Origin of the sequence: Citrobacter sp. Cb080, from assembly GCF_030334745.1 — a bacterium.
GTDB lineage: Bacteria > Pseudomonadota > Gammaproteobacteria > Enterobacterales > Enterobacteriaceae > Citrobacter > Citrobacter braakii.
Genome location: NZ_JAOWDG010000007.1, coordinates 1 through 359, shown reverse-complemented (window position 1 = coordinate 359; position 359 = coordinate 1). Strand labels below are relative to the sequence as shown.

The window sequence follows — 359 nt, the reverse complement described above, 5'->3', positions numbered from 1 at the left end:
GCTTTGGCGCGGGCGATAGCCGCTTCCACGGCGGCTTTACGCGGATCCACCGGTTCGGCTGTTTCCGTTACGGTTTCCTGTTCAAGCTTGCGGGCTTTGGCGCGGGCGATAGCCGCTTCCACGGCGGCTTTACGCGGATCCATCGGTTCGGCTGTTTCCGTTGCGGTTTCCTGTTCAAGCTTGCGGGCTTTGGCGCGGGCGATAGCCGCTTCCACGGCGGCTTTACGCGGCTCCACCGATTCGGCTGTTTCCGTAACCGTCTGCTGCTCAAGCTTGCGGGCTTTGGCGCGGGCGATAGCCGCTTCCACGGCGGCTTTACGCGGATCCACCGGTTCGGCTGTTTCCGTTACGGTTTCCTG

General features: G+C 63.2%; 1 pseudogene. It reads right to left on the bottom strand.

The features are described from left to right. Positions 1–359 (bottom strand): annotated as a pseudogene (locus OGV38_RS00050) (electron transport complex subunit RsxC); the annotation flags it as partial.